The sequence below is a fragment of the Thiomicrorhabdus sp. 6S3-12 genome, assembly GCF_017571475.1.
Lineage (GTDB): Bacteria > Pseudomonadota > Gammaproteobacteria > Thiomicrospirales > Thiomicrospiraceae > Thiomicrorhabdus.
On record NZ_JAGETW010000005.1, the window covers coordinates 153,461 to 179,440 of the forward strand.

A 25,980-nucleotide genomic window follows, 5' to 3' on the forward strand; every position below is an offset into this window, starting at 1 on the left:
TCAGCCCGAAACCGGGTTTGAAAGGCCAAAGCCTCCTTAATCCTGCTAAGCAAAAGGAACTACCATGACCGATACCGTTAAATTGTTTATGGCCCAGATCAATCCTGTTGTCGGTGACGTTCGCGGCAATGTCGCTATGATTACCGATCAGCTTGAACAGGCAAGATCATTGGGTGCGGATCTGGTCGTTTTTCCGGAAATGACCATTACCGGCTATCCTCCCGAAGACCTGCTGCTTAGAGAAGGGCTTTATCCTCAAGTTGAAGAAGCGCTTATGCAGGTTGCCCAGTCCGCTCTCGATATTGCTTGCGTGGTCGGTTATCCGATGGTGGATGAGCTTGGCGAGCGTTTCAATATGGCGGCGTTTATTGCCGACGGTCAGATTCAAGCCAGTTACATTAAGCAAAATCTGCCGAATTACAGTGTTTTTGACGAACAGCGTTATTTCCAGTCGGGCAATCAGGCATGCGTTGTCGAATTCAAAGGGATTAAGTTCGGAATTCTGATTTGCGAAGATATCTGGAAAATCTCTCCGGCGGCTCAGGCCAAACAGGCCGGGGCGGAGATTCTGTTAACCTTGAATGCATCGCCGTTTTCGCAGGAAAAGCATCAGGATCGAATTGAAACCCTGTCGCACCGCGTTAACGAAACCGGTCTGCCGATTGTGTATGTCAATCAGGTTGGCGGACAGGATGAACTGGTTTTCGACGGCGGCTCTTTTGTCATGAGTGCTGACGGCGATGTCTGTGTGCAGAGTGCTGAATTCAGTAGTCAGCTGACCGAAGTGACTCTGCTTAAGCAGAACGGCTCGACCGTTGTGGTTCCCGGTGCCAAGTCGGAGCTGTATGAAGATGAAGCGCGGGTCTATCAGGCATTGATTACCGGAGTGCGCGATTATGTCTCTAAGAACGGTTTCCCCGGGGTTTTACTGGGGCTTTCTGGGGGTATTGATTCGGCACTGACGCTGGCGGTTGCAGTTGATGCTTTGGGGGCCGACCGGGTTGAGGCTGTTATGATGCCGTTCCGTTATACCGCTCAGATCAGCCAGGAAGACGCTGCCGAACAGGCCAGTGTTATGGGGGTTAAGTATCAGTCTATTCCGATCGAGCCGATGTATCAGGCTTTCGAATCGTCTTTGCAGGCGACACTGGCCGGAACCGAAGCGGATATCACCGAAGAGAATCTACAGGCACGAATTCGCGGCACGCTGCTAATGGCGATTTCCAATAAAACCGGAAAAATGGTGCTGGCAACCAGTAATAAATCGGAAGTCGCCGTCGGTTATTCAACGCTGTACGGGGATATGGTCGGAGGCTTCTCGCCGCTGAAAGATGTACCGAAAACGCTGGTTTACCGCTTGGCGCAATATCGCAACACGCTCTGTCCGGTCATTCCCGAGCGCGTCATTATCCGTCCGCCGTCTGCGGAATTGCGCCCGGATCAGAAGGATCAGGATTCCTTGCCGGATTATGATACGTTGGATGCGATCATCAAGGCCTACGTGAAACTGGATAAAACGCCGCAGGAGATTGTCGCCATGGGTTATCCGGAAGATGAGGTACGTCGTGTTATCCGCATGATAGACCGTAGTGAATACAAACGTCGTCAGGCGGCACCGGGCGTTAAAATTACCCATCGTGCTTTCGGTCGCGATCGTCGTTATCCGATTACCAGCGGCTATAAAGAATAATGTTCAATTATTGGTTATTCAGAAAACAAAAAACCGGAGTCAGCGAGCTGAACTCCGGTTTTTTGTTATTGATCGTATTGAGTCGTCAATAACCGAGATTACGCCTAAAACAGATCTTTGAAACCTTCCCAGGCGGAGTCAAAGGTCGAGCGATTCGGCTCGGCGAGACTGTCCATCTGGTGGCTGGTTGCTGTTTTGACGCCCAGTGCGTCGCGGTTCAGTTCGTAAACTTTAAGTACGTCGTCACGGTTCTGGATCATGCCCAGTTTATCGTATGAGAATGCCAGGATTTTCAGTGCTTCGCCGGTGACCGCGGCATTCGGATATTGTTCCAATACACGTTTGGCACGGTTGGCGGCAGCGAGATAAGCTTCGCGCTTCATGTAGAAGTTAGCAACCTGAATTTCATGACGTGCCATCTGGTTGCGCAGTACCAGAAGACGTTTTGCAGCCTGCTGGGCATATTTACTGTTCGGGAAACGGTTGATCAGTTCGACATAGTAGCCATAAGCGCGATCCGCCGATTTCGTATCACGGCTTGCCGGGTCGGTAATGAAGGAATCCAGCCAGCTTCGGGTGATCGAGTCTGCTGCCAGAGCACGCAGGTAGAAGGAATACGCCAATTCGCTATGCCGCGGATAGAGTCGGATGAATTCTTCCAGCTCACGAATAGCGGATTCCGGCTCGTCGTAACGGTAATAAGAGTACGCGAGTTCCAGATAACTCTGTTCGGCGTAGGAACCATACGGGAAGTAGGCTTTGAGTTTTTCATAGTTCTCTATGGCAACATCCCATTGCTGATTCTCGAATGCCTCAGTTGCGTCTTCATAGAAATCTTCGACCTTTTTCTCTTCGTCCGGTTTCTCGACCAGGCTCGAAATGGTCGAGCATCCGCTGAGGGAAAGGCTGCCTATAAGAAAGGCGGATAGCAACGTTTTTTTCATCATTCTTTTGTACAATACGGCATAATCAAAATTGCCGTTGAGTATATCACAAAATATTCCGGGAACATTGTCATATCAAGGCGATTCAAAGCTTTTGTCAGGCCTCTCATTCGGAGCCAATTTTAGGCTGAAAAGAGGGGGGATCTTGATAGGTGAAATGGCCCGCGGCGTACTTCAAGGAGAGACTTTTGTCCAGAGAAATGATTCAAATTCAAATTCCAGACGGTGCAATGGGGCAGCGTCTGGATGCCATCCTGTCGCAGCAACTGCCGGACTATTCGCGAAACCGTATCCAGCAGTGGATTAAAGATGGCCGGGTAACGATTGACGGAGCGGTTTGTAAGAAGCCGCGCCAAGCGCTTTTGGGGGGAGAAAAGGCGGAAATCGACGCAGTGCTTGAAGACAGTACTCAGGTCGAGGCGCAACAGATTTCCCTGAATATCGTCTATGAAGACGATGCGATTATGATCATCAATAAACCGGTCGGTCTGGTCGTGCATCCGGGAGCGGGGAATCCGGACGGTACTTTAATGAACGCCTTGCTTTTTCATAATCCGGCTTTGCGGGAAGTTCCGCGAGCGGGTATTGTTCACCGTCTCGATAAGGATACTTCGGGCTTGATGGTCGTCGCCAAAACAATCGGTGCTCAGACCCATCTTGTGGAGCAGTTACAACGGCATGCGGTAGAACGTATTTATGACGCGGTCGTGGTTGGCAATCTTAATCAGGGTGGCACGATCGATAAGCCGATCGGGCGCAGTCCGGGCGACCGTAAAAAGATGGCGGTGCGCGCCGCCGGCGGTAAACCGGCCGTCACGCACTATCGCGTTCTGGAGCATTTCCGTGCGCACACGCGAATCCGTGTCAAGCTGGAAACCGGGCGTACGCATCAGATACGTGTGCACATGTCGAATCTGGGATATCCGTTGGTTGGCGATCCAGTCTACGGCAAGCGTTTCCGTATCCCGAAAAGAATGGATCCCGAGTTTGTTGAATACCTGCGTCACTTCCATCGTCAGGCGTTGCATGCCGGAGCCTTAAGTCTGACTCATCCTGTGAGCGGAAAGGTGATGAAATGGAAGGCGCCGATGCCGGACGATATGCTGGAACTGGTCGATATCCTGCGCGAAGACATCGAGCTGTTCCATGAGCAGCAACTCGGCTATGACGAGTACGATTACGATAATGGCGTCGAAGTCGAGTGGGTTACCGACGATGATATTCCGGACTATTAAGAAGCCTGACAAAGGAGTCGTGTCATTCTGACCTTAATCGAACCCGACTGGCCGGCTCCGGATAATGTCCGGGCGCTGAGTACCACGCGAATCGGCGGAATCAGTCGTACGCCTTATGATTCGCTTAATCTGGCGCTGCATGTCGGTGACGATGCGCAGAAGGTTCTGGCCAACCGGCAAACTCTGGTTGCGGATTTAGGGCTGAGGCACGAACCCTTGTGGCTCAATCAGCAGCATACGACCGAGTTAGTTTATTTTGGCGAAACCTGTCTTGAAAAAGAACAAGTGCCGCCGGTTGCCGACGCCTGCTGGAGTGACCGACAGGATCGAGCCTGTGTCGTGATGACCGCCGATTGTATGCCGATTTTGCTCTGTGATCGGGCAGGTACCTGGGTAGCCGCGATTCATGCCGGTTGGAAAGGGTTGTTGGACGGAATCGTCGAAAGTAGTTTGCAGCAGATTCTCAAGCAGAAAAAGACCGCGCCGAACAACGTTTTAGCGTGGGTCGGCCCATCGATTTCTCAAGCCAATTTCGAAGTCGGCGTTGAAGTTCGGGAGGCGTTTGTCGGCAAACACGCTTTCGCAGCAGATTACTTTCAGGCCGAAACGGGCAAAGAGGGGAAATATCTGGCCGATTTAGGTGGCATCGTACAGCGCATTTTGCAACTTCACGGAGTGGAGCAGATTACGCAGAGCGGTCTGTGTACTTATGCCGAACCGCAACGGTTTTATTCGTATCGTTACGCCTGCCATTACCCGGCATCCGAAAACGACTTCGGACGCACCGGGCGAATCGCGTCTCTTATCTGGCTGGCCGATTAAAACCTAAACGACCGCTTTCCATCGACAGTAAATCAGTCACCTTCCGAAAGGGAAGGTGTTTCAAGCGCTAATCCTGATTACCGGTCCGGATATAGGCTTCGGCTTTGGCGACATCTTCGGGCAATCCACTGAGTACGATGTGGTCGTCGATCCGCAGTTTGGTTTCACCGGAAGGATTTTCACCACGTACATGACCGCGTTTAATCGCTTCCGCCGTGACCTGCCAGCTTTCCAGAGGTATCTCTTTCAATAGCTTGTTGACGGCAAAGTCGCTTTCATTCAACGGCACACTGTGGATAATCCCTTTCATCAGCTGGTGCGACTGCAGGGGATTGGACGGGTCGTCGTCGACACCTGGGTAGAAGTTCTCCAGCAGTCGATAGCGGTCGCGTCTTATCAGGCGCGTTTCGCGCAAAACCTTGCTTGGCGGATGCCCGATCATCAGCAGCAGGTGCGATGAAAGCATAATACTGGATTCAAAGGTATCCGGAATGACTTCGTTGGCACCGGCTTCGATAAAGTCATTGACGTGTGAGTCATCAAGGGTACGTACCAGAATCGGAATGTTGGCGTCGATCTGGCGGATACGCAGCAGAATCTTCATCGAGGCATGGTAGTCGCTGAAGGTGATAATTACGATTTTGGCGCGTTCAATCCCCGCGGCTCTAAGAATACTTTCCTTGGTTGCATCACCGTAAAACACGCTTTCACCGGCGGAACTGGCTTCGTTAACCCGCTTGATGTCCATGTCCAGTGCGGTAAAGATTTCGTTCGAATTGTGCAGGAAGCGACCGACGGTCTGACCGACACGCCCGAACCCGCACAAAATGACATGGTTGCTGATGTGTTTGTTCTGATCGGCAATCGATTCCGCCAGTGTCTCATGACTCTGCGCATAGGTTCCTCTATGCAGGAATTTGGCGATATGACCGTTGAACTTGACCATGAAAGGGGCGATCGCCATGCTCAGAACCGCCGCTGTCAAAAGGATATTGCCTTCTTCCTGCGGCATTAGGTTGTAAGTGAAAGCCAGGGTCATCAATACCAGACCGAACTCACCGACCTGCGCCAGCGATAGGGAGATACGTGCCGATACGCCCGGTTCCTTGTTAAACAGCCGCGAAGCGAAATAGATAATGACGCCTTTGACTATGATAATGGCGAGGGTGATTCCGATGACCTCAAGGAAGTATTGGGAGAGGATGTCGGTGGAAATGATCATACCAACCGTAACGAAAAACAGACCGAGCAGAATGTCCTGGAACGGGCGGATATCGGATTCAATCTGGTGACGGTATTCGGTTTCCGATAACATCATTCCGGCCAGGAAAGCCCCCAGTGTCATGGACAGCCCCATCTCTTCCGTGAAGGCGGCAGCCCCCAGGGCGACGGTCAATACGGTCAGCGTGAACAGCTCCTGAGACTTGGCCGAAGCAACCTCATGAAACAGAGGTCGCAGCAGATAGCGTCCGATCAGGTGCATAATCACGACCACGAAAATCCCTTTGAGGAAAGCTATGGTCATGGCCATTGCCAGAGCGCCGTCTTCGTTGCTGCTCATTGCCAGAGTCGGAATTAAAATCAGCAACGGAATCGCCATGATATCCTGGAAAATAAGTATGCCCAGAACCGAGCGGCCGTGACGCGATTGTATTTCGGATTGTTCGACCAGCTGTTTGATCACAATCGCCGTGGACGAGAGAGCGAAAGCGCTGGCAATAACGATATTGGTGTTGGTGTCGAGGCCGGCGAGGTGGCCGATAAAGAAGACCACCACGGCTGTGGTCAGTACCTGAACACTGCCCATGCCGAAAACCAGTTTGCGCATCGCCATCATCTGATTGATGGAAAACTCCAGTCCTATGGCGAACAGCAGGAAGACGATTCCGAGTTCGGCGAGAAGCGCAATGTTTTCCTCGTTTTCGATGAGACTGAAACCGTGCGGGCCGACAATCATCCCGACGGCAATGTAACCCAGAATCGGCGGGAAAGAGAGGCGGCGCGAAAAGGCGACTGCAATAACTGCAATAGCCAACAGGAAGACGGCATTAAACAGTAGGTGGTCTTCGTGTGAGTTCAAACTGGTAATCCTTTAAAAAAACAGAAGGTTATTGATTCATTTTAAAACGCATGGACAAGTCGATGGCGCGTAGGTGCTTGGTGATTGCTCCGGTCGAAATGTAATCAACGCCGGTCGCAGCCAGTTCGGCCAGGTGCTGAATTTCGACATTGCCCGAGACTTCCAGTTTGGCTCTGTGGTCAACCATCTCTACCGCCTGATGCATCATCTCTATACTGAAGTTATCCAGCATAATGATATCGGCACCGGCTTCAAGGGCTTGTTGCACTTCATCGAGGTTTTCCGTTTCGACCTCGACTTTGACCGTAGGGTAGAGCTGTTTAGCATTTGTGACCGCGGCATTGATTCCGCCGGCCGCCATAATGTGGTTTTCCTTGATCAAAATTGCATCGTACAAGCCGATACGGTGATTTTGCGCTCCGCCGCAGGCAACCGCGTATTTCTGCGCCATGCGCAGACCGGGAAGTGTCTTACGGGTGTCCAGCAGCGTCGTTGTGCTGCCGGTCAGGTATTTCATATAGGCCGAGGTGGTGGTTGCGGTCGCCATGAGTGTTTGCAGAAAGTTCAGTGCGGTACGTTCCGCCGTCAAAATATGCCGCGCGGAACCGGAAATCTCGCATAAGATGTCATTTGCATGCACCGGTTCGCCTTCTTCTTTAAGCCAGTTGATCTTGATGCTGTCATCAACCTGACGAAACACTTCATCAAACCAGGGGCGACCGCACAAAACCGCTTCTTCACGGCAAATAATAGCGGCATCGGCCTGGGTTTCCTGCGGAATCAGGCTGGCGGTCAGATCGCCGCCTTTAATGTCTTCCTCAAGCGCTTTCTGGACGGTGTTTTCAATATCTTCAAAGTAGTTAATGTCAGTCATTGTCTTTTACTTACTTGGGCTTAGGGGCCACTTTTCTGCCGTACGGCCGGGCAAATGGCTTGCTGCTGATTTTAGTGTCATTAAGGTGCGGTGTTTGATCGTTACTTTTCGTAGTCTGTCGATTATTTTGCGCACTTTTTAAATAGGAATCATTATACAGAATTGACGTTATACTATCGGGCATTGATACAAGGGAATTGATTTTAATTATGCAGGTTTTGCCAGATTTACAGCTTCTCGATCAGGCGCAATTTGTGCCAAGTCCGAATTACGATGAAAGGCCGGAAAATGCGTCGCTTGATCTGATTGTTGTCCACGGGATTTCACTTCCGCCGAATCAGTTCGGAGGCGAGGGCGTCACCGAGCTTTTCACTAATCAGCTGAATCCGCAAACAGACCCTTACTACGCCAAGATTGACGGTTTGCGCGTCTCTTCGCATCTGTTTATCCGTCGCGACGGCTCGGTCATTCAGTATGTCCCTTTTGACAAACGGGCCTGGCATGCGGGTTTGTCGAGCTATCACGGGCGGCAGAGTTGTAACGATTTTTCGATTGGTATCGAGCTTGAAGGGACGGACTTCACGCCCTATACGGCGACGCAATATCAGAGTCTGGCGCAGTCGATCCATGCGATCTGGCAAGCTTATCCGCAAATGCCGACCGAGGCGGTAACCGGACATAGCGACATCGCTCCGGGCCGTAAAACCGATCCGGGCGTCTATTTTGTCTGGGAAGCGCTTGAAAGATTGTTGCAACAACGATTTTTGCGTTAAGGGTTCAAGCGTGTAATATTTGATTTTAAACAGGTCGTTCGGACGAGGCTTGTTTTAAGATGTACCTATTCTTGGATGTTAAGAATGGAAAAATGATCAGGCGATCCAGCTGTTGCCGTTGTTGCGATTACCCGGTTTCTGATTGCCGCCGGTTTTCTCCGGTTCTTTGGGAACGAATTTCAGACAGATTTCACCGGATGTTTCCAGCACAACCTGACTGGGCATTTTGGCGGTTTTGAAGCCGAAAGCCTTGCATCCTCTAGGGTTGGAAGGCTCCCAGGTGATATAGAAATGTTTGCATTTGAAGCAGTCGACCGAATTAGTTTTTTTCATCATTAACAATAAAATTTAATAAATAAGGCGTTAATCTGACTATGCTATGATTGCGCCCAATTTTGCTTGAGTCAATAGTTGATGAAATTACCGCCTTTTATCAAGGTGGCTCAGGCCGTAGCAGTAAACAGACAAACTAGCAGTTTAAAGGATCACAGCATGAGTAAAGTTGGCCTATTTTACGGAACGGATACCGGAAATACCGAACGTGTCGCAGATTTAATCAAGCAGAAGATGGGAGAAGATCTGGTTGATGTTTACGATATTGCCACAGCCAGTGCCGACGATTTTGCCAAATACGATAAAATCATTCTTGGTCAGCCAACCTGGTATTACGGTGAATTGCAGAGTAGCTGGGACGATTTCTGGGAAGATTTCAAAGGAATCGATTTCACCGGTAAGACGGTTGCCTGTTTCGGACTGGGCGATCAGGCGGATTATTCCGAGTACTTCCTTGATGCCATGGGAATGATGCACGACATCGCCGTGGAAAACGGAGCTACGCCTGCGGGTTATACTTCAACCGACGGTTTTGAATTCGACGAGTCGAAAGCGGTTACCGAAGACGAAGAGTTTTTTGTCGGACTGGGTATTGATGAAGATCAGCAGCCGGAGTTGACCGATGAACGTGTCGATAACTGGGTTGAGCAGATCAAGGAAGAATTCGAACTGTAATTATCTGTTTCGAATACTTGGCAAAAAGCCGTGGTAATGCATTGTCTTACCACGGCTTTTTTTGTTTTAGAAGGTGTTGGTTGAGGGCTGGACGGTCGCTTAGTCGCGCAATGAAATGCACGGCCAGCCGTGTTCTTGAGCATAAGTGGTCAACTTCTCATCACCGTCGACAACGATCGGATGATCGACCAGTTTTAGCAGCGGCAGATCATTGTGTGAATCGGAATAGAAGTAACTGCCTTCAAGATTTTTATCGTTCTGTTGCATCCATTCCTGCAGACGAACAACTTTGCCCTCCTGATAGGTTGGAGTGCCTTCGACCTCGCCGGTATAACGACCGGCCTTGATTTCTCCTTCCGTGCCGAGCAGCGTTTCGATTCCGTAACGCAATCCGATCGGGCGGGTAATAAAAGTGTTGGTAGCGGTAACGATCAAAACATCGTCGCCTTGCTGTTTGTGTTTCTCGACCAGCGCCAACGCTTTGGGCAGAACGATCGGTTCGATAAACTCGTTCATGAATTGGCGGTGCCATTCGGCCAGTGTTTCCATGCTCTGTTCGCTTAAAGGTTGTAGAGCGAATCGCTGATAGGCGTAAATATCCAGCGTGCCGTTTTTATAGTCTTCATAGAACTGCGCGTTGGTTTTGGCGAAGGCTTCGCCGTCAACGTAACCTTTCTGAACCAGAAACTCGCCCCACAGATAATCACTGTCGTTGGCAATCAAAGTATTATCAAGATCGAAAATCGCTAAAGCCATGACTTTAAAGCCTTATATACAAAATGAATTGATGCGCATCCTAGCGGATAACGCATTTTTGTCAACCGATTCGACGTCTGAGAATCGTTCCCTCTGCATGAGATTAAACCCCGTAAAATGTTCCAAAGTGCAGAAAAATCAGGCTTGCCAAATATTAAACATTTCTTGTCAGACGTGAACTAAGCGACAATTTTAAATTGAAAAATCCGCGCATTTTAGGCACTATTATCCGAATTAAATGATTTTGAGTGTTTTTAGTTTTTCATGATAGATGAACATGGATATCGACAGAATGTCGGAATAATAATAGTAAATAAAGATGGCAAGCTGTTTTGGGGGAAGAGGGTTCATCAGGAAGCCTGGCAATTCCCGCAAGGGGGAATTCGTGAACACGAAACTCCGCAGCAGGCCGCTTTTCGCGAATTGAAAGAAGAGGTCGGTCTGGAGCCTTCGGATGTCCGTGTGCTCGGGCGTACCAATGGCTGGCTTAGCTATGATCTGCCCAAACACCTGATCCGGCACAACAGTCAGCCTTTGTGCGTCGGGCAGAAACAGGTCTGGTTTCTGCTGGGCTTGGAAAGCGATGCCAGTCGAATCGATCTTAACCGGCACGATACGCCGGAGTTCGAAGATTGGGATTGGGTCGATTACTGGCGCCCGGTTCAGGAAGTAGTTAACTTCAAGCAGGCCGTGTACCACAAAGCGCTGACCGAACTCGAGCACGCTCTGAATAAATTCTGGATGTGATTTAACGCCTTTTACGAAACCCCGCCGCGAGCGGGGTTTTTGTTTTAATTTCCCCGGAAATGCTATTTATGAATGCAATAGAAGAGTTTTAAAAACAAAAGCTTAGCTTCTTTGAATGCCTGCAAAGCCCCTCGACATAAGCTTATCACTGAAAACTTAAATAAAAAATGGTATGATGCCCCAACTTTTAATAAACCTGCAATTGCGAGAAATGTCCCTCTGGTCGGCATTCTCGGGCAGGTTTGCGTCAGGGAAAACTAAGTAGCTGGAAACCTTGGCGTTAAAAAAATGTTGGCGCTAGCGATAAGAACTATCCATAGCGAAAAGTCACTTCAGGCTTACCCAGCTCCTGAAGACAAATATCCAACCCATTGAGGAAAACTTATTATGAGCGAACAGTTTGTAGATCAGGATCCACAGGAGACTCAAGAGTGGATCGATGCGCTGGAAGCGGTGGTCGAATTTGAAGGTTCCGACAAGGCTCAGCACATTATTGCCAGTCTAATCGAAAAAGCGCGTGTTCACGGCATTGATATTCCATACTCTGCCAATACACCTTATATCAATACCATTTCCGTTGAAGAACAGGTTAACTATCCTGGCGATATGGGGCTTGAAACCCGTATTCGTTCGCTATTGCGCTGGAATGCGATGGCGATGGTATCACGCGCAAATAAAACCACCAGTGTTGGTGGGCACATCGCTTCTTACGCTTCAAGCTGTACGCTGTATGAGGTGGGGATGAACCACTTCTTTAAAGGACCTAAGCACGCGCAGGGCGCGGATATGGTGTTCTTCCAGGGGCACACGGCTCCGGGTATGTACTCGCGTTCTTTTATGGAAGGCCGTTTCGAAGCGGATCGCCTGCGTAACTTCCGTCAGGAAGTGGATCAGGAAGGTCTGTCTTCTTATCCTCACCCATGGTTGATGCCGGATTACTGGCAGTTCCCGACCGTATCTATGGGTCTGGGGCCTCTAATGGCAATCTACCAGGCGCGTTTCATGAAATATATGCAGGCTCGCGGCCTGGCACAGACCGAAGGACGTAAAGTCTGGGCATTCCTGGGCGACGGTGAGATGGATGAACCGGAATCACGTGGTGCGATCCAGTTGGCGAAACGCGAAAAACTGGATAACCTGATTTTCGTAATCAACTGTAACCTGCAGCGTCTTGACGGTCCGGTTCGTGGTAACGACAAGATCATTCAGGAATTGGAAGGCGTCTTCCGTGGTGCCGGTTGGCAGGTTCTGAAAGTCATCTGGGGTTCAGGCTGGGATCGTCTGCTGCAGAAAGACGAAACCGGTAAGCTGATCGAGCGCATGGGTGAAGTCGTTGATGGTGAATACCAGGCTTATAAAGCGAAAGACGGTGCATTCGTTCGCGAACACTTCTTCGGTAAGTACCCTGAAACCGCAGCGCTGGTTGCGGATATGACCGACGACGAAATCTTCAAACTGACTCGTGGTGGTCACTCGCCGCGTAAGATCTACAACGCTTATAAGCGTGCAACCGAATCGCAAGGTCAACCGACGGTTATCCTGGCGAAAACCGTTAAAGGTTACGGTATGGGCGCTTACGGTGAAGCGGCGAATACCGCTCACCAACAGAAGAAACTGGATAAAGACGGCCTGAAATATTTCCGTGACCGTTTCTCTGTTCCGATTTCAGACGAAGAGTTGGAAAAAGACATTCCGTTCTACCGTCCGGACGAAGATTCCGACATCATGAAATACATGAAAGAGCGCCGTGATGCGCTGGGTGGACCGATTCCTGCACGTCATGACGACGCAGAACCGCTACCGGTGCCTGCTTTGGATGCATTTAAGATGCTGACCGACGGTACCGGCGATCGTGAAATGTCGACTACTATGGCATTCGTGCGTATTATCTCGATCCTGTTGCGTGACAAGGCGCTTGGACCGCGTGTTGTTCCGATTATCCCGGATGAAGCGCGTACGTTCGGTATGGAAGGTCTGTTCCGTCAGGTCGGTATCTACGATCCGGCAGGTCAGTTGTATGAGCCGATGGATGCCGATCAGTTGATGTGGTACAAAGAGTCCGCCAACGGTCAGGTATTCGAAGAGGGGATCAACGAAGCCGGTTCCATGGCGAACTGGGTTGCTGCGGCGACCGCTTATGCGAACTACGGCGTAAGCATGATTCCGTTCTATATCTACTACTCGATGTTCGGTTTCCAGCGTATCGGTGACCTGGCCTGGGCGGCCGGTGACTCGCGTGCGCGTGGTTTCCTGATCGGTGGTACTGCCGGTCGTACGACGCTTGAAGGTGAAGGTCTGCAGCACCAGGACGGTCACAACCTGATCCAGTTCGACCACGTTCCGAACTGTCTGTCCTACGATCCGACGTTCGCTTACGAAATGGCGGTGATTATCCGTGACGGTATTAAACGCATGTTCCACGATAAGGAAGACGTTTATTACTACATCACCGGTATGAACGAAAATTACAGCCATCCTGCGATGCCGGAAGGTTCCGAGGAAGGCATTCTGAAAGGGATGTACTCCTTCAAGAAATCCGCTGCCAAGCATAAGAACAAAGTTCAGCTTATGGGGTCGGGTACGATCTTCCGTGAAGTGATTGAAGCGGCTGAGATGCTGGAAAGCGATTGGAACGTAGCGGCCGATATCTGGGGTGTACCAAGCTTTAACCTGGTTCGCCGCGACGGTATCGAAGTCACTCGCTGGAATACGCTGCACCCTGAAGCGGAAGCGAAAGTGCCTTATGCAACTGAACTGCTTTCCGGTTCCGAAGGGCCGTTCATTGCGGCGACGGATTACATCCGTGACTATCCTGAACGTATCCGTGACTATGTTCCGGGTGAATACTATGTGTTGGGTACCGACGGCTTCGGTCGTTCCGATACCCGTGAACAGCTACGTAAATTCTTTGAAGTCGATCGCCACTATGTGGTGGTTACGGCGCTTAAAGCGTTGGCTGATGCAGGCTCTATCGATGCTAAGGTTGTTTCCGAAGCGATCGCTAAATACGGCCTGGAAGCGGATAAAGTCTATCCGGTTCACGCCTGATGTTAAAAGCCACACTGTTTTGGCAGTGTGGCTTTTTTTACGCGAAAGAATTAACGTATGATGCATCATACATAGTATTTTCGAGACACTGCCGCAGCAGAATTTTGCGGCGGTGGCTCTACAGGAAGGAAAATTCCAATGGCTATTACACAAGTTAATGTTCCTGATATCGGGGATTTTGATTCGGTCGAAGTTATCGAAGTTCTAGTCGCAGAAGGTGACGAAGTTGCCCTGGACGACTCTCTAATTACCCTTGAATCCGATAAAGCGACGATGGAGATTCCATCGCCGTTTGCCGGTAAAATCACCAAAATTTCTGTCTCCGTAGGCGATAAGGTCTCCGAAGGCGATTACATTCTGGATATCGAAGCGGCTGAAGGTGCAGCAGAAGCGCCGGCAGAACCGGCTAAGGCCGAAAGCGCTGCGGCTCCGGAACAAGCGCCTGCTCAAGCGAAACCAGAGCCGACACCGGCGCCGCAAGTGGTTAAACAGCCTGCGCACAATGTGCCTGCGGCTGCCAAGCCGGTTAATCCTCAGGCGATGGGCGCGGCCTTCCACGCTTCGCCTTCGGTGCGTGCTTTTGCCCGTAAACTGGGTGTTGATCTGACTTCGGTTTCCGGTTCCGGTCCGAAAGGTCGTATCCAGCAAAACGATGTTGAAGCGGCGATTAAAGCGGTTATGTCCGGTCAGGCTGCGGCTCCGGGACAAACTGCCGGTTCCGGCATTCCACCGATTCCGGGTATCGATTTCAGCCAGTTCGGCGAAACCACCACCGAAGAGCTGGGACGCATCAAGAAAATCTCCGGTAAATTCCTGCATGCAAGCTGGTTGAACGTTCCGCACGTTACTCAGTTCGACGAATGCGACATTACCGAAATGGATCAGTTCCGTAAGGATCAGAAAGCGGCCGCCGAGAAGCAAGGTATCAAACTGACTCCACTGGTCTTCGTTATGAAGGCGGTGGTCAAAGCGCTGCAGGATTTCCCAAGCTTCAATGCGTCTCTGTCCGAAGATGCGCAATCTATTATCTATAAGCACTACTACAACATCGGTATCGCGGTAGATACGCCGAACGGTCTAGTGGTACCTGTGGTTAAGGATGTCGATAAGAAAGGCATCTACGAGCTGTCTCAGGATCTGATGGAAATCTCCGCTAAAGCGCGTGATGGCAAGTTAGGGCCGAAAGATATGCAGGGCGGTTGTTTCACCATTTCCAGCCTGGGCGGTATCGGCGGTACTCAGTTTACGCCGATCGTTAATGCGCCTGAAGTAGCAATCATGGGTCTGTCAAAAGCGAAAATGCAGCCGGTTTGGAACGGTAGCGACTTCGAACCGCGTCTGATCATGCCGTTCAGCGTTTCTTACGACCACCGTGCAGTTGACGGTGCCGAAGGGGTTCGCTTTACGACGACCGTAGCGAAATATCTGTCTGATCTGCGTCAGCTAATTCTATAAGGAAGACTCATGAGTAAGATTGTTGATATTGTTGTTCCGGACATTGGCGATTTCGCAGAAGTAGACGTGATCGAAGTGCTGGTTTCTGCCGGCGACGAAGTTGCACAGGATGATTCATTAGTTACTCTGGAATCGGATAAGGCGACCATGGAAATTCCGGCGCCTTTCGCCGGTAAAATCGCTTCCTTCTCGGCTGAAGTCGGCGACAAGGTTTCCGAAGGCTCTATTCTTGGCACCATGGAAATTGCCGATACCGATACGGTTTCCGCAAATGTGGAAGAGTCGGTGAAAGCGTCTGCCGCTCCGGCTAAAGAAGAAGCGGCCGCCGAAGCACAAGCGCCAAAAGCGGTTTCTGCTGACGGTATCGAAGTCGATATGCACTGCGAAGTCTTGGTTCTGGGTTCAGGACCGGGCGGTTATACCGCCGCTTTCCGTGCTGCCGACCTTGGTAAGAAAGTCGCTATGGTTGAGCGTTATGACAACATCGGTGGTGTTTGTTTGAACGTCGGTTGTATTCCGTCAAAAGCACTGCTGCATATGTCAGTAGTTCTTAACGAAACTCGCGAAATGGGGGCACACGGGATCACTTTCCAGGAACCGGAAATCGACACCAATAAAATGCGTGCTTACAAAGACTCGGTTATCGGTAAATTGACCGGCGGTCTGGCGGGTCTGGCCAAAGCACGTAAAGTTGAAGTGGTCACCGGTTACGGTAAATTCAGCTCGTCAAATACGGTAACGGTTGAAGCGGGCGACGGCACGACTAAAACCATCGCATTTGAACAGGCGATTATCGCCGCCGGTTCGCGTGTTGTTAAACTGCCGTTTATTCCGCATGACGACCCTCGTGTAATGGATTCAACCGATGCACTGGAACTGGAAGAAGTGCCGAAGCGTATGCTGGTTATCGGTGGCGGGATCATCGGTCTGGAAATGGCGCAGGTTTACGACTCACTGGGCGCAAGCATTACCGTTGTCGAGTTGGGCGACACCATTATTCCGGGTGCCGACAAAGATATCTCCAAGCCATTGCTGAAGAAAATTCAGAAGAAATACGAGAATATCTACCTGAATTCCAAAGTCACCAATGTCGAAGCCAAAGACGAAGGGCTGGAAGTCACTTTTGAAGGCAAGAAATGTCCGGAAAAAGACACCTTCGACCGCATCCTGGTTGCAGTAGGCCGTACGCCGAACGGTAAACTGATCGATGCGGACAAAGCCGGTGTGATGGTTAACGACTGGGGCTTCATCGAAGTCGATGAACGTCAGAAAACTAATGTCGATCACATCTACGCGATCGGTGATATCGTCGGTCAGCCGATGCTGGCGCACAAAGCGGTTCACGAAGGTAAAGTGGCTGCAGAAGTGATTGCCGGTATGCCGTCCGCCTTTACGCCTATGGGTATTCCGTCGGTTGCCTATACCGATCCTGAAGTGGCTTGGGCGGGTAAAACCGAACAGGAGCTTAAAGACGAAGGTGTTGAGTACGAGAAGGGCGCATTCCCTTGGGCGGCTTCCGGACGCAGCTTGAGTCTGGGGCGTGACGAAGGGATGACCAAAGCGTTGTTCTGCGCTAAGACTCACCGTCTGCTAGGTTGCGGTATTGTCGGCCCTAACGCCGGTGAACTGGTTGCCGAAGCGATGCTGGCCATCGAGATGGGCGCGGATATGCAAGACATCGGTCTGACTATTCACCCACACCCAACGCTAAGTGAAACGATTTGTTTCGCGGCAGAGATGGCGGAAGGGACGATTACGGATCTGATGCCACCTAAGAAAAAGAAATAGGGTCTAAAACACTCAACTTCTTTGTTGAAGAAATGGTCACATGCTACAGCATGCTCAACATTTCCCCGCCTCGAATTTGAGCGTTTTACCTTCCTATTTGATAATTCTGAGAAACCCGCTTTATGCGGGTTTTTTTGTGTCTAAATGTAGTATTTATTACTTATTTTTGCTTAAATTGTTGAACGTTGGATTTTCTTATTTTCTAAGAGGATAGAATGAAAAAATACATAACTGCTATATTGCAATTTATTACGCTTCTACCTGCCCTAATCACTTCCAAATTTTTAACTGAAATAGAAAGTACATTTACGAATTCCTTGTCGTCAACCTCTAAGTCAGTTTTCAGTTCTGTGCAAAGACTTAATGACTTGCTAAACAAATCTTCAAGTGTGCTCTTGGTCTTCGAAAATAGAGCTATTAAAGTTAGATTTAAATCTAAAAACATATATTTTATTTTTTATAAAATGGTTCTCAAAAATTTGATTATTGCTGTTACGGAGTTAATCTCTAAAAATATTAATGGTGGAACTAGTGAGCAGGTTCTAAAAAATGCGATAGTCGGGTTACTCGTTTTAAACAAAGGGAAAGAGATACTAAATTCTTATCTATCAATTGTATTAGCAGTAATTGTGTATTTTGTTTACTTGGTTATATTTCAAAAAGAGATTTCATTAGTTTTTTCATTTTTCATTATTGGGCTTTTTATTAGTTTGTATATTAACCAAAGAGCATTAACTTTTCGTATTAATAAAGGTGTCTATGGTAATAATAAATATGAAGCTAAGGAATTGATGGCGTTTATTGAAGAGAATTTTGAAAATGATGATTTTACAGACGGTTCAGGTCATCTTTTGAAAATCTATCCGTCTATTAAAAAAAGTAATTCTGCTAATGCAAAAGAAAGCTTGGGTTTATCTGGAGTAGGCAATAATGGATATTAGTTTATTTTTAAAGTGGGCTACAGATTTACTTTTACTAAAAAATCCAAAGGGAACTTCTCTTGGAGTAATTTTTGGCTTTTTAGCCCATGAGTTATTTTCTAAGTTTTACAAAGACTATTTCACGATTCAGTTCAATATCTTACTTGGAGTCTTCATATTTAACCTTATCCCATATTTTAAAAATAATGGAAGAGAGTTAAGTCGTGAAGCGGAAGAAAAATTAGACTTTATAGAAGTTGCTGTTAAGAGAGGCGGTTTATCATCAGCGCAAGCAAAGCTTCTATATATAGAAGCCGTCCAAGACTTTATAAAAGAGAAAACTGAAAAACTGGATGAGCCTAAGAAAGAATAATTGGAGTAATAATTGGGGTCATAATAATTGGAATAATTGGGGTCAGAGTAAAATTAAATTGTTAAACTAGGTTCATCTATTTGATTTAGGAGGGGATATGGCTCGTTTAGAACGTATTACTCCGGCTGGTGTTCCGGTTTATTTGATTCAGCGCGGCAATAATCGTCAGGTGATTTTTGCAGATGAATCGGACTTCAAAGCTTATCTCCATTGGCTCCAGGAATATTCTGAAAAGTTTTCGGTTTCTATTCATGCTTGGTGTTTAATGACCAATCATGTACATCTTCTTTGTACTGGCGATGCTGATGATTCGATTAGCAAAATGATGCAGTCGATTGGTCGCCAGTATGTCCGTTATTTCAATCATAAGTATCAACGTACAGGCACTTTATGGGAAGGTCGTTTTCGTTCTTGTCTGGTTGATGCTGATTCCTATCTCTTTGAATTGTATCGTTATATTGAACTGAATCCTGTTCGTGCTTCAATGGTTGAATCGCCTGATGAATATCCGTGGTCAAGCTATCGAATCAATGCACTGGGTGTTGAATCGGACTTATGTACACCGCATGAGCGATATTTAGCTTTGGGGAATAGCGGCTACGAACGTCAGAAAAGTTATAGAGATGTTTTTCAAATTTTGACTTCGAAACCATTGATTGAGGATATTCGTCAATCGACCAATAAAGGTATGGCGATTGGTTCTGAAAAATTTAAAACTGAAATTGAACTTTTAACCGGAAGACGTGTGCATGCCAGTAAGGCAGGGCGTCCAATCGGTTGGCGTAAAGATAAAAATGAAGTTTAATTTTACTCTGACCCCAATTAGAGTTTTATATTTATGAATCCAGAGAACTTAAAAAAGCTTGTTGAAGTCTCTATGCCTTATGGGAAATATATGGGGCGAGTGATTGCGGCTTTGCCGGTAAATTACCTTAATTGGTTTTCCGCCAAAGGTTTTCCTTCTGGAAATTTAGGGAAATTGTTGGCTCTGATGCATGAGCTAGACCACAATGGTTTTTATTTAGTCCCCCGCAGGGAATTTGTCTTAGTAAACCAGCCTTTGTGCTGGTTTTTTTTAAATAATCAGGGTGGTATATGGATACGTCCCTTTTCATATAACCCTGATTACCAGAACCTAACAGGCTAAGTCAGTTGTTAAATTTTACTCAAGCAGCGAGTTGAGTATTCATTATAATAATCTCGTTTCAATACCCAATGATTACCGGAGGAAAAGAATGATTGTTTTTAGAACCTGCCGGGTAGACTTCTCTTAAGATTTTTCTACCCGGCTTGAGTGCCGGGGTGTATTCGCCCCCTAAATATGATTTTGAAGCGCAGAACTATGCGCAGGGGTTCTTATGGAAACAACATATTCTTTATCTCAGTTAGGTTGGAAAGGCTATTTTCAACATCAGTTATCATTAGACGATTTAACGCATTTCACGCCCGCGCGGGTTGCGGTTGCTGAACGCAGCGAGTTGGTTTTACTGACTGAAAACGGGCAGCAAACTCTACTCTTAACTCCTTCTATGCCTGCAATGACGGTAGGCGATTGGTTGTTACTTGATTCCGATAATCACTTTGTTCGCTTATTGGAGCGATCCAGCTGGCTGGCACGTAAGGCTGCTGGGCGCGACAGTTATCGCCAATTGACTGCCGCTAACATCGATACCGCGTTTATTGTCAGTTCTTTAAACCAAGACTTTAATCTGAATCGCATCGAAAGGTATTTGGCTTTAGTTCATGAAGCGGGTATTGAGCCTGTAGTGGTATTAACCAAGCTGGATTTATGTGACTCAGCGGCCGAATACATTAATCAGGTACAAGCATTGGATTCGATGCTGATGGTGGTTACCGTGAATGCGACGGATCCAAATAGTGTTTCTCAGTTAAATCCATGGATAGGATCGGGCAATACGGTGGCCTTCATTGGTTCTTCCGGAGTGGGGAAATCCACGCTAATTAATTCTGCTTTGGGCGACGCCATTCAGCAAACATCGGCAATTCGTACAGATGATGCCAAAGGACGGCATACCACGACGTCACGAACTTTGCATCTGTTGAGCTCTGGCGGTGTGCTGTTGGATACACCGGGTATGCGGGAACTTCAGTTGGTTGACTGTGAGCAAGGGGTGAACGAAACCTTCAACGATATTATCGACTTAGCGGCACAGTGTAAGTTTTCGGATTGTCAGCATCAGAATGAGCCGGGTTGCGCGGTACGGGCCGCAGTCGATTCAGGGCAACTTGATGAACGTCGTTTGCACAATTATCAAAAGCTGATCAAGGAACAGGCGTTTAATACCGCTACCTTGTCCGAGCGTAGGGCACAAGATAAGAGTTTTGGCAAAATGGTGAAAGCAACGATGAAACTGAAAAAAACGAAACGGTAGGAGAGTGAGTGCAAAGAAGTCTGCCAGGCCAATTGGTTGGAGAAAGCCGCGTGCAGGCGATGAAAAACAGTAGAATTGGTTCTGGCAGCTTTTGTTAAACCATTAAACACTTATTAAATACCCTAAATTATGAATCCAGAGAATTTAAAAAAGCTTGTTGAAGTCACTATGCCTTACGGAAAATACAAGGGGCGTATCATTGCCGATTTGCCGGGAAATTACCTTAATTGGTTTGCCAGTAAAGGCTTTCCATCTGGAAATTTAGGGCAATTATTGGCGCTAATGCATGAGCTGGATCACAACGGTTTAAAGCATCTTCTTGATCCGCTAAGAAAATAAGCATTCGATTAAAAATCAACGGAAGCAGAATCGACTGATTTTCCATTAAAATCATAAAACCTACCTGGCTGGGGTAGAGTTACTCTTTATCATGCCTCGCATTGCGAGGCTTTTTTGTTTTTTAAAACAATGTGTTATAAAGGATGTGGTTGAGTTTTATTGCGTACACCAATGTCAGACTATAAACGGCATAAAGGAGGAATGATGAATCCTTTAGAAATTCAAGATCGTGCGGCGGGAGCCATTATGGGCGCTTTTATCGGCGATGCGCTTGCACTGGGGCCGCATTGGTATTATGACCTGTCGCAACTGCATCGAGATTATGGGGAGTGGATAGACGATTACACGGACCCAAAACCGGGTCGATATCATGACGGTTTGAAAGCCGGTCAACAATCTCAAGCAGGGTTTATTCTGGAACTTTTGTTGCGTTCTTTGCTTGCAAACAAAGGGTACGATCAACAAGATTTTTGTCGTCGAATGGACGAGGAACTTTTTCCTCTGATTGATGGTACGCCGATCAGCGGGCCTGGAAACTATACCAGCCAATCCATCCGCGATGCTTGGCGCAAGCGGGTGCAGCAAAAGCTGCCTTGGGGTGAAGTCGGTGGACATGCGGATACAACCGAAGCGATTGAGCGTACCCTCGCCATTGCGGTTCGTTATGCCTTTCAGCCAGACAAACTGGCCGCTGCCATCTCTGATAACACGATGCTGACGCAGAATGACGATACGATCATTTCCATGAGCGTTGCTTTTGGCGCGGTATTAGCGCAGCTTGTTCAGGGTAACCGCTTAGATAAGGATATCTCCGCAAAATTGATGAAGTTGGTGAAAAGGGGTGAGTTGCCGTTTCACGCCGTGACGAATGATGATTTGCAACCGCCGAAGAAAGGCGATCCCGATCCGCCTCGCGCAGGCCGTTTTGCTTCTCCGGATGCGTTACTGTCACCGTCTTATATGGCGGAAGCGGCCTTTGATCCTGATATTCGAATTGATCCGCCCTGGAAAGTCTCAATCGTTTACGGCATGCCATGCGCCATTTACCATCAACTGCCCGCGGCTTATTATCTGTCCGCTTTATTTCATAATGATTTTGAGTCTGCGGTGTTACATGCCGTAAACGGCGGCGGCCAAAATCAGGCACGTGCCATTCTGACCGGTGCACTTACGGGAGCTCAAGTGGGTTTGAGTGGTATCCCTAAGCGGTTTCTTGAAGGGCTCGACAATGCAGAAGAGCTGATGACATTGGCTGAAAGCCTGGCTTCTCATATTGACTTAGCTAAGCTTCTGAATCAAACCGGCCTGGCTTGCTTAGTTTGAAGCAATGAGGGTCAGACTTGATTGTTTTAGAATGATTTAAGCCTGCAAATGCAGGCTTTTTTGTTTTCTATCGTTTGTGGTAATTAAGAATTGAAATCGGTACCGCTTTGCGTACCGGGAATTCGGCAACTTCTCTGCGTTCAAGCAGGTGGTTGAGCAGGCTTTCGATCATACAGAGGTTTTTAAAGTCGTCTTTGGAGACTAATGAAATGGCTTGGCCTTTTTGCCCCGCACGTCCTGTTCGACCGATGCGGTGAATATATTCTTCTGCCGGGTATGGCAGGTCGTAGTTGACGACACGGCTCAGGTTTTGCATATCCAGTCCGCGAGCAGCAACACCGGTGGCGACCAGAAATTGCAGCTTACCGGTTTTAAATTCATTCCAGACTTTTTCGCGCTGTGCCTGACTGCGCCCGGCATGGATCGAGTCGGCAATAATGCCGCGTTTGCCGAGTTGCTCGACCAGTTTTGCGGCGGAGTGTTTTTTCTCGACAAATATCAGCGCTTGATCCCAGTTGTTCTCTTTAATCAAGTGGCTCAGCAGAGCCGATTTGGTGTCTTTGTCGACGGCAATCATCCACTGTTCAATATTCGGTGTTTTGCCTTTTGGCGCAATCTTAAGCTCAACCGCATCGTCATAAACCGTATCCGCCAGATAACGGACTTTGTCATTCAGGGTTGCCGAGAACAGCATGCTTTGACGGTTGCCTGGCAGACGTTCAATGATTTTATTGAGGTCTTCAATAAAGCCCATATCGAGCATTTTATCGGCTTCGTCGAGCACAAAGAATTCTAAGTCATTAAAATACAGAGCGCGCTGGTAGGCCATATCCAATAGTCTGCCGGGTGTCGTGACCAGAATATCGACACCTTGCGCCAGAGTCTCTTTGTCAGACTCTATGTCGGTACCACCGTAGATGGCGAGCGAACTTAAATTTAGGTATTTACCATAGTTTTTAATGCTGGTTTCGACCTGTTTAGCCAGCTCCCGGGTCGGAACCAGAATCAACGCACGGATTGAGCGTCCGCGGACAGTTTCGCCATTATCGAGTTGTTCTAGAATCGGCAAGACAAAACTGGCGGTTTTTCCGGTTCCGGTTTGTGCCGAAGCAATAATATCTTCGCCTTTCAGAAGTAATGGAATCGCTTTTTTCTGAATCTCAGTCGGTTGCTGGTAGTTCGCATCCTTAAGCGCTTTAAGAATCAGGCTGGATAATCCGAGTTTGGCGAAAGACATTATGGCCTCGTGTCCGTTTTGAAGTTATGGGCTGAATTTTACGCGATTGTCTTGACCGAGATCGACGAAAATCCCTTTTAATTTATTATTCCTACGTCGTTAGATCAAATCAGAAAGAGTTAATTAAGATCGCCTGTCAATAGGCCTGTGATTCTGAGCAGTTAAGTTCTTGAAGTGGGTTTTCAAGGCTACTGTTTGTGTCGATATTCCTGACGGCAGGGGGGAGGAGTTTAGCGTGGGTTTCGTTTCTGTCGTTTCTATAAACATTGATGGAAGAGCTGTTCTAATCAAGTTTTCTCAACTGGTCACAGCGACGTTACCGTCCTTAAATTTCACTTTACGCATTAATTAATTAAAAAAGGGGATGTTTATAAACGATCCCCTTTTTCTGTCAGCGCTTAATCACAAGGCCCGATGTAGGTGCCTTTGATTGTAGAATTCATTTTCATACCGGCGGCGGTTGTGGTCATCTTGCCGTTCATGCTTTTACCGTTGTAGGTAATCTCTCCGCTTCCGGAAGAATCGTTACATTTGAATTGCCACGTGACGGTATTGCCGTTGATATCATGTTGCATCATTTCACATTCCGAACCGTCCTGATTTTTCTGTTCGGGAACCAGATCCTGTTCAGTTATACACTGCTCGACGGTGACAGGTGGAATCATCATTGGCATGCCTTCCATTTCGATAGTCGTCTGGATTCGCCATTTACCTTCTTCCATGTTTATTTCACTTGTATCCGCCGAACAGCCGGAAACCAATAATGACAGGAGAAGGAGTAACGCTCTGCTGCTTTTCATATAAACCTCTTTTATCTATTTATTTTTCTCTGGTGGCAATTGATCAAAATCAATCTGTCTTTTCAACGACTAAAAACAATTGTGATATCTTTAGTTGGCAATATCAATAAAAAAAAGGATAAAACGATGTACAAGATGTCACAGGTCATAAAAATGCTTTTAGCATTTGCGGTCGCGATCGGAAGTACTAATCTGTATGCCGCTATAGAGAAGAATGAAGGACTGCTTCATCAGGATCTGGTGCTTTACAACGGCAAGAAAGGTGATCCTTATACTATGTTTTATCCATTTGAAGTGACCAAGCCGGGCAGGGTCAATATCGAAGTAAAAGTGAACAACTATAAGCCTGAAAGATTCAGAGATGCGAATCGCCCGGTGCGTATGATGCTGGTGGATTCCCGTTTCTTCTCAGCTGAGAAAAAGCCGATGAATCAGAGTCAGTTCCAAAAGATCGTTAACGATATTAATAAATATAATCCGGCCGAGTATATCGCCGGTGATCAGATTCGAGGAATTACCAGAGCGCTCAAAAAAACACTCGATGGGCTGATGGGCAAAAAACGTAAGCCTAAACCTTTACCTGGATACATCCATGTTTACTCAAATACGGTACGTTTTGCCTCCACTCCGGATAACCAGGTCACCGTCGGGAGACGACATTATGATATCGATGCGGTGGAATTGTCGTTGACTCAAGGGATGTACTTTGTGGTATTGGAGAATGTAAGCCGCAGCCTGGCACCGGAGATCGAACTGAAAGTCGATTTCCCTGGCGAGCAGTATGCAGTGGCTGACAACCTGATGCCTCCCCGTGACCTTGGGATCCGTATGATACGGTTAAGCGGTGATAAAGTTCATGTGCAGGTCAGAAACAATGGCGAAGGTCGTTTGAGCGACGACTTGTATGAGCGCAGAGGTAAGGATGCTTTCGCACTGAACATCAAAGTGAATGGGAAACACTGGGGCGGCGTTACTCTAAAGGGACTTGACCCGGATCGCGTGTTAAAGACGCCGGGAAGTCGTGTCGGTTATACATTTGATAAGCTGAAAATCGATAAGACGACTGAGATTACAGCGACATTGACAATGCCGAAATTCAAAGACGCCAATCGGAAGAACAACAGCAAAAGCGTGACATTTGAAGTCGATAAACCGTCTGCACAGATGCCTATGATGCAGGTACGTTAAGCTTTCACCTATGTTTTAAAATTTACTTGCTGACTTAAGGCAAACCGAAATTAATGAAACCGGGATTGCTTTAGTTGCAAGATTAAAAAAGCCTGCAATTGCAGGCTTTTCTGTATTAAGGATGTGTTTGCTATGGCCTGATTGGCAATAGCCTTGATCCCTAAAGAGAGTCGTTTCCGCTTGTGTT

Annotated in this window: 24 protein-coding genes; 17 read left to right on the top strand and 7 right to left on the bottom strand. The window is 47.9% G+C overall.

The features are described 5' to 3' along the window. The first annotated feature begins 64 nt into the window (after positions 1-64). Positions 65-1,690, top strand: coding sequence for an NAD+ synthase (locus J3999_RS07515; protein ID WP_208127293.1), 1,626 nt, complete (start codon positions 65-67; stop codon positions 1,688-1,690). A gap of 104 nt (positions 1,691-1,794) precedes the next feature. Here J3999_RS07515 and J3999_RS07520 read toward each other — a convergent pair whose 3' ends face one another. Continuing rightward, a complete protein-coding gene (locus J3999_RS07520; protein WP_243755372.1) occupies positions 1,795-2,634 on the bottom strand; it encodes an outer membrane protein assembly factor BamD in 840 nt (279 codons plus the stop codon). Positions 2,635-2,834: 200 nt separating this feature from the next. Here J3999_RS07520 and rluD point away from each other — a divergent pair, with 200 nt between their 5' ends. After that, positions 2,835-3,869, top strand: coding sequence for a 23S rRNA pseudouridine(1911/1915/1917) synthase RluD (gene rluD / locus J3999_RS07525; RefSeq protein WP_208127364.1), 1,035 nt, complete (start codon positions 2,835-2,837; stop codon positions 3,867-3,869). A gap of 90 nt (positions 3,870-3,959) precedes the next feature. Next, positions 3,960-4,691, top strand: a complete 732-nt coding sequence (pgeF, locus tag J3999_RS07530) for a peptidoglycan editing factor PgeF (RefSeq protein ID WP_371811873.1) — start codon at positions 3,960-3,962, stop codon at positions 4,689-4,691. 67 nt (positions 4,692-4,758) lie between these two features. Here pgeF and J3999_RS07535 read toward each other — a convergent pair whose 3' ends face one another. Together J3999_RS07535 and nadC are read right to left on the bottom strand one after the other, a co-directional pair. Beyond that, positions 4,759-6,771, bottom strand: a complete 2,013-nt coding sequence (locus J3999_RS07535; RefSeq protein WP_208127295.1) for a monovalent cation:proton antiporter-2 (CPA2) family protein — start codon at positions 6,769-6,771, stop codon at positions 4,759-4,761. Between the two features lie 28 nt (positions 6,772-6,799). Further along, positions 6,800-7,645 carry a carboxylating nicotinate-nucleotide diphosphorylase gene (gene nadC, locus J3999_RS07540; RefSeq protein ID WP_208127296.1) on the bottom strand — a complete coding sequence of 282 codons (846 nt, stop codon included), beginning with the start codon at positions 7,643-7,645 and terminating at the stop codon, positions 6,800-6,802. A gap of 209 nt (positions 7,646-7,854) precedes the next feature. Here nadC and ampD point away from each other — a divergent pair, with 209 nt between their 5' ends. Further along, positions 7,855-8,418 carry a 1,6-anhydro-N-acetylmuramyl-L-alanine amidase AmpD gene (gene ampD, locus J3999_RS07545; protein ID WP_208127297.1) on the top strand — a complete coding sequence of 188 codons (564 nt, stop codon included), beginning with the start codon at positions 7,855-7,857 and terminating at the stop codon, positions 8,416-8,418. 96 nt (positions 8,419-8,514) lie between these two features. On the opposite strand, the gene J3999_RS07550 is transcribed toward ampD, so the two are convergent. Then, the gene (locus tag J3999_RS07550) at positions 8,515-8,754 is read right to left on the bottom strand and encodes a uracil-DNA glycosylase (RefSeq protein WP_243755376.1); all 240 of its coding nucleotides are present in this window, start codon (positions 8,752-8,754) and stop codon (positions 8,515-8,517) included. Positions 8,755-8,910: 156 nt separating this feature from the next. Between J3999_RS07550 and J3999_RS07555 the strand changes: the two genes are divergently transcribed. Further along, positions 8,911-9,426, top strand: a complete 516-nt coding sequence (locus J3999_RS07555) for a flavodoxin (protein WP_173285250.1) — start codon at positions 8,911-8,913, stop codon at positions 9,424-9,426. A gap of 99 nt (positions 9,427-9,525) precedes the next feature. On the opposite strand, the gene J3999_RS07560 is transcribed toward J3999_RS07555, so the two are convergent. Further along, positions 9,526-10,182: an HAD family phosphatase gene (locus J3999_RS07560; protein ID WP_208127298.1), complete on the bottom strand. Its 657-nt coding sequence runs from the start codon at positions 10,180-10,182 to the stop codon at positions 9,526-9,528. 264 nt (positions 10,183-10,446) lie between these two features. Here J3999_RS07560 and J3999_RS07565 point away from each other — a divergent pair, with 264 nt between their 5' ends. The 11 genes from J3999_RS07565 (at position 10,447) to J3999_RS07615 (ending at position 22,568) form a co-directional block, all read left to right on the top strand. After that, positions 10,447-10,929, top strand: a complete 483-nt coding sequence (locus tag J3999_RS07565) for an RNA pyrophosphohydrolase (RefSeq protein ID WP_208127299.1) — start codon at positions 10,447-10,449, stop codon at positions 10,927-10,929. A gap of 387 nt (positions 10,930-11,316) precedes the next feature. After that, positions 11,317-13,977: a pyruvate dehydrogenase (acetyl-transferring), homodimeric type gene (aceE, locus tag J3999_RS07570; RefSeq protein WP_208127300.1), complete on the top strand. Its 2,661-nt coding sequence runs from the start codon at positions 11,317-11,319 to the stop codon at positions 13,975-13,977. Positions 13,978-14,115: 138 nt separating this feature from the next. Next, on the top strand, positions 14,116-15,432 hold the full coding sequence (gene aceF / locus J3999_RS07575; RefSeq protein WP_208127301.1) for a dihydrolipoyllysine-residue acetyltransferase: 1,317 nt from the start codon (positions 14,116-14,118) through the stop codon (positions 15,430-15,432). A 9-nt stretch (positions 15,433-15,441) separates the two neighbouring features. Then, positions 15,442-17,220: a dihydrolipoyl dehydrogenase gene (lpdA, locus tag J3999_RS07580; protein WP_208127302.1), complete on the top strand. Its 1,779-nt coding sequence runs from the start codon at positions 15,442-15,444 to the stop codon at positions 17,218-17,220. Positions 17,221-17,435: 215 nt separating this feature from the next. Next, positions 17,436-18,161: a hypothetical protein gene (locus J3999_RS07585; protein ID WP_208127303.1), complete on the top strand. Its 726-nt coding sequence runs from the start codon at positions 17,436-17,438 to the stop codon at positions 18,159-18,161. Beyond that, complete coding sequence (locus tag J3999_RS07590; protein ID WP_208127304.1) at positions 18,151-18,513, top strand: hypothetical protein; 363 nt, start codon at positions 18,151-18,153, stop codon at positions 18,511-18,513. Before J3999_RS07585 ends, J3999_RS07590 begins: the two co-directional genes overlap by 11 nt. Before the next feature lie 97 nt (positions 18,514-18,610). Further along, entirely contained in the window at positions 18,611-19,318 is a 708-nt protein-coding gene (locus J3999_RS07595; protein ID WP_208127305.1) for a transposase, read from the top strand. Positions 19,319-19,351: 33 nt separating this feature from the next. Continuing rightward, a complete protein-coding gene (locus tag J3999_RS12035; RefSeq protein WP_208127306.1) occupies positions 19,352-19,660 on the top strand; it encodes a DUF3820 family protein in 309 nt (102 codons plus the stop codon). Between the two features lie 211 nt (positions 19,661-19,871). Next, a complete protein-coding gene (gene rsgA / locus J3999_RS07605) occupies positions 19,872-20,906 on the top strand; it encodes a ribosome small subunit-dependent GTPase A (RefSeq protein ID WP_208127307.1) in 1,035 nt (344 codons plus the stop codon). 129 nt (positions 20,907-21,035) lie between these two features. Then, the gene (locus tag J3999_RS07610; RefSeq protein ID WP_208127308.1) at positions 21,036-21,245 is read left to right on the top strand and encodes a DUF3820 family protein; all 210 of its coding nucleotides are present in this window, start codon (positions 21,036-21,038) and stop codon (positions 21,243-21,245) included. 204 nt (positions 21,246-21,449) lie between these two features. Then, positions 21,450-22,568: an ADP-ribosylglycohydrolase family protein gene (locus J3999_RS07615; RefSeq protein WP_243755377.1), complete on the top strand. Its 1,119-nt coding sequence runs from the start codon at positions 21,450-21,452 to the stop codon at positions 22,566-22,568. A gap of 67 nt (positions 22,569-22,635) precedes the next feature. Here J3999_RS07615 and J3999_RS07620 read toward each other — a convergent pair whose 3' ends face one another. Together J3999_RS07620 and J3999_RS07625 are read right to left on the bottom strand one after the other, a co-directional pair. Further along, the gene (locus J3999_RS07620; RefSeq protein ID WP_208127309.1) at positions 22,636-23,805 is read right to left on the bottom strand and encodes a DEAD/DEAH box helicase; all 1,170 of its coding nucleotides are present in this window, start codon (positions 23,803-23,805) and stop codon (positions 22,636-22,638) included. Positions 23,806-24,203: 398 nt separating this feature from the next. Further along, positions 24,204-24,605 carry a DUF3617 family protein gene (locus tag J3999_RS07625; RefSeq protein ID WP_208127310.1) on the bottom strand — a complete coding sequence of 134 codons (402 nt, stop codon included), beginning with the start codon at positions 24,603-24,605 and terminating at the stop codon, positions 24,204-24,206. Positions 24,606-24,731: 126 nt separating this feature from the next. Between J3999_RS07625 and J3999_RS07630 the strand changes: the two genes are divergently transcribed. After that, positions 24,732-25,793: a hypothetical protein gene (locus J3999_RS07630; protein ID WP_208127311.1), complete on the top strand. Its 1,062-nt coding sequence runs from the start codon at positions 24,732-24,734 to the stop codon at positions 25,791-25,793. The last annotated feature ends 187 nt before the right edge of the window (positions 25,794-25,980 follow it).

Coding starts and splice junctions, on each gene's coding strand:
- J3999_RS07515 (WP_208127293.1), top strand. CDS start 65: ATGACCGATACCGTTAAATTGTTTATGGCCCAGATCAATCCTGTTGTC.
- J3999_RS07520 (WP_243755372.1), bottom strand. CDS start 2,634: ATGAAAAAAACGTTGCTATCCGCCTTTCTTATAGGCAGCCTTTCCCTC.
- rluD (WP_208127364.1), top strand. CDS start 2,835: ATGATTCAAATTCAAATTCCAGACGGTGCAATGGGGCAGCGTCTGGAT.
- nadC (WP_208127296.1), bottom strand. CDS start 7,645: ATGACTGACATTAACTACTTTGAAGATATTGAAAACACCGTCCAGAAA.
- ampD (WP_208127297.1), top strand. CDS start 7,855: ATGCAGGTTTTGCCAGATTTACAGCTTCTCGATCAGGCGCAATTTGTG.
- J3999_RS07550 (WP_243755376.1), bottom strand. CDS start 8,754: ATGATGAAAAAAACTAATTCGGTCGACTGCTTCAAATGCAAACATTTC.
- J3999_RS07555 (WP_173285250.1), top strand. CDS start 8,911: ATGAGTAAAGTTGGCCTATTTTACGGAACGGATACCGGAAATACCGAA.
- J3999_RS07560 (WP_208127298.1), bottom strand. CDS start 10,182: ATGGCTTTAGCGATTTTCGATCTTGATAATACTTTGATTGCCAACGAC.
- J3999_RS07565 (WP_208127299.1), top strand. CDS start 10,447: ATGATAGATGAACATGGATATCGACAGAATGTCGGAATAATAATAGTA.
- aceE (WP_208127300.1), top strand. CDS start 11,317: ATGAGCGAACAGTTTGTAGATCAGGATCCACAGGAGACTCAAGAGTGG.
- aceF (WP_208127301.1), top strand. CDS start 14,116: ATGGCTATTACACAAGTTAATGTTCCTGATATCGGGGATTTTGATTCG.
- lpdA (WP_208127302.1), top strand. CDS start 15,442: ATGAGTAAGATTGTTGATATTGTTGTTCCGGACATTGGCGATTTCGCA.
- J3999_RS07585 (WP_208127303.1), top strand. CDS start 17,436: ATGAAAAAATACATAACTGCTATATTGCAATTTATTACGCTTCTACCT.
- J3999_RS07590 (WP_208127304.1), top strand. CDS start 18,151: ATGGATATTAGTTTATTTTTAAAGTGGGCTACAGATTTACTTTTACTA.
- J3999_RS07595 (WP_208127305.1), top strand. CDS start 18,611: ATGGCTCGTTTAGAACGTATTACTCCGGCTGGTGTTCCGGTTTATTTG.
- J3999_RS12035 (WP_208127306.1), top strand. CDS start 19,352: ATGAATCCAGAGAACTTAAAAAAGCTTGTTGAAGTCTCTATGCCTTAT.
- rsgA (WP_208127307.1), top strand. CDS start 19,872: ATGGAAACAACATATTCTTTATCTCAGTTAGGTTGGAAAGGCTATTTT.
- J3999_RS07610 (WP_208127308.1), top strand. CDS start 21,036: ATGAATCCAGAGAATTTAAAAAAGCTTGTTGAAGTCACTATGCCTTAC.
- J3999_RS07615 (WP_243755377.1), top strand. CDS start 21,450: ATGAATCCTTTAGAAATTCAAGATCGTGCGGCGGGAGCCATTATGGGC.
- J3999_RS07620 (WP_208127309.1), bottom strand. CDS start 23,805: ATGTCTTTCGCCAAACTCGGATTATCCAGCCTGATTCTTAAAGCGCTT.
- J3999_RS07625 (WP_208127310.1), bottom strand. CDS start 24,605: ATGAAAAGCAGCAGAGCGTTACTCCTTCTCCTGTCATTATTGGTTTCC.
- J3999_RS07630 (WP_208127311.1), top strand. CDS start 24,732: ATGTACAAGATGTCACAGGTCATAAAAATGCTTTTAGCATTTGCGGTC.